Source organism: Chitinophagaceae bacterium, assembly GCA_007695095.1.
Taxonomy (GTDB): domain Bacteria; phylum Bacteroidota; class Bacteroidia; order Chitinophagales; family REEL01; genus REEL01.
On sequence record REEL01000007.1, the window covers coordinates 1 to 3,047 of the forward strand.

Genomic DNA, 3,047 nt, shown 5'->3' on the forward strand with positions numbered 1-3,047 from the left:
GCATTTTCGTAAGAGCCGATTATCGTTTGAATAAAATCAATTTCGATGATATATTTTACGTGGAAGCTTTGAAAGATTATGTTGTTATCAATACTTCAGATAACAGCTACACAACACATACAACCATGAAAGAAATGGTGAGAATTCTTCCACAAAAAGATTTTGTAAGAATTCACAGATCATTTATTGTAAATCTGAATAAAATTTTCTCCATCAAATACCCCGACCTGGTGATTGAAGGAAAAATGAAAGTATTGCCAATAGGTGGTCTTTACAGAAAAGAGCTTTACAGCAGATTGAATCTGATTTAAAAATCAAGAAGGATTATAAATGTTAAAGGCTGTCCTGATTTTTCAGGTCAGCCTTTTTTATCACAATAATTACCATGTATTTTAATAAAACTAAAAGGAAAATAAAGTCAACTAATTAAACAAAATAATTTGTTGATCGATAAAATGATTTATTGAATAATTATTATTAGTAATTTTACATGTTTCTTGGGTTATTGTTAAATTCATTGTTGTTATTTTTAAAAAATATTTAACCACTAATACAAAATGCTATGAAAAATAAATACCCTTTTCTATACTTCTTTATATTTGTTTTATTATCACCATTTTCGTATGGCAATTTTGAAGAAAAAAAACTTTCTGAAGTAATTGATAATGAAATACAAATAAACATTGAAAACCTACTCAGCCGGGAAACCGTTCCATATATTTATGAAAATTTTAATTCTCTTCCCAATGGTTCGGTTCCGGAAGGATGGTTTACTAATAATACTTTCAGGGTAGAGCAGGAATACGGGTTAAACAATAGTAAAAGATTTAGCAGGCTGATTACTCATGCAGGTGGATCCCCCGATAATCCTAATGGGTTCTGGCGAACATCGCAGGTACAGGGTGGGGAGAATCCTGTGCTTAGTTTTTACTACAGGGTAGTAAATGAATTTAATTATCCTGCTGACGGTACACCTCCAACAAGATTTCGAATTTTTGTAAGGGTATCAGATGATGGTGGAAATAATTTCAATACATTGGGAACAATAGCTTTAAACGGTTCAATTTTTAATCATAACATGATTACTAACGAGTACAGGAAAATTGAAATACCGTTGCCAGACTATGGAAACCAGGATATTATTGTGGAAATATTTGCTGAAAGAACAGCTAATCTGACCGCTGCCGAATGGTTTTATATTGATTTTGATGATGTAAAAATAGGTTCTTTTTATGAAGCTGATTTTACTGTAACCAATGGCACGGATCCTGTTAATGGTGGTGTAATTTCTGTTCCCGGAAAACCTTTTGGACCCACAACAACCGATAATAATGGAAATGCAGTACTTAATTTACCTTCAGGAACAACCAACTATCTTGTTGAGGCTACAAATTATCTTTCTTACGAGGGAGTATTGGAAATTGAAGATGCAAATATTATAGTTCCGGATATTGAACTTATAGGAAATTTTGTCAAAACCTTCACTGTAGTTGACCAGAATGATAACCCACTATCAAATGTATCTGTCACCTACGAAGGAATTGCTCAATCCTATTCAGGATCAGATTTTGTTGAGGGAACCTTGCTTACAAATACTTCAGGTATTGCAACTGTTGCATTGGCAAATGGAACCTATACATATTCAGCAGTGAAAGAAAATTATTATACCATCAATGGCGAGTTCACTATGGATAATGAAGCATCCACTGAGATTATACAAATGCAGATTTATCCGATGGTAACATTTACAATAACAGGACAAATAGATGAAGTAGAAACAGAACCGCTTGAAGATGCAAGTATTTTAGTTAATGAGTTACATTCATTATCTACAAATTCTGAAGGTCAAGCATTTATTAGATTACCTATAGGAAACCATAGTTATACAGCTGAGAAAATTGGATTTCAAAGTAATTTTTCAGAATTTGAAATAGTATCAAATAATGATATCGTATTACCTTTTATGTTACTTGAAATTTCACCACCTGTTTTCGCACTTATAAGTCCGTCAGATCAAATACTTAACTTTCCTAAAACCCTTACTGGTCAAACAACAGGTGCATTGAATATTGTTTTTACCAATGCAGGTTCAGGTGAAATAAATATTGATCCTTCCGACATTAGCATAATTGGCGATGACAGTGAAAATTTCATATTGCAAAATCTGGAATCTTCAGTTTCATTAGGAACAGGAGAACAGGCAACTATAAGTGTATTATTCTCACCCTTATCCGCAGGTATAAAAAATGCATTTGTTGAAATCGAAGATAATATTGGCAATAAAGCAATTCAAACTATTGAATTGATTGGTGAAGCATATGATGCTACAACTCTTCCATTTTTAGAAGATTTTGAAACAGGTAACTTCAACAATTGGTTTGTGGTAAACGGAACTCAGACAAATCAATGGCATGTTGGTGAACCGGCAAATGATCCCGGAAATATGGCAGCTATTGTATCGAATGATGGTGGACTAACCAATGCATATAGCATAAATAGAGCTTCTGTGGTACATTTTTATAAGGATTTTCAGATTCCCGATGCTGAATCTGGTGAAGTTAAACTTCAATTTGATTGGAAGGGTTTGGGTGAAACAGAGGACAGGGATCGTTTGAGAGTTTATTTGGTTGTTCCTGCGGTAACTCCAGTTGCCGGTACACAGCTTTTAAATAGTCCCGGAACTATTCAACTACTTGGTTCTTATTATAACCAGGCAGAATTGCAGAGAGTAACACAAAATATTTCTGATGAACACATTGGTCAACAAAGAAGACTGGTATTCAGTTGGAGAAATGATAGCAGTGGAGGTACCCAGCCTCCTGCAGCTGTTGATAATATTTATGTTGGCTTATTTTATGATTTGTTACTTGCTTCCAATCCTCCGGCTGCAGGAATTGTATCTGGTGGGGGAGAATTTGGTGCAGGTTTTTCTGTACCCGTTGAAGTAATTCAGCAAAATGGTTATTCCTTTGAAAATTGGTCGGCTGATGCAGGAATCATTGAAGATGAAAACTTGCTTCAAACTATTTTCACTATGCCAGCACAAA

2 protein-coding genes are annotated in these 3,047 nt (G+C 34.2%); both read left to right on the forward strand.

The genetic code is table 11. The features are described from left to right. Window positions 1-2: 2 nt before the first annotated feature. Window positions 3-311 carry a LytTR family transcriptional regulator gene (locus tag EA412_00125; protein ID TVR84825.1) on the forward strand — a complete coding sequence of 103 codons (309 nt, stop codon included), beginning with the start codon at window positions 3-5 and terminating at the stop codon, window positions 309-311. A gap of 251 nt (window positions 312-562) precedes the next feature. Then, on the forward strand, window positions 563-3,047 hold a 2,485-nt coding region (locus EA412_00130), incomplete at its 3' end, for a hypothetical protein (GenBank protein ID TVR84826.1).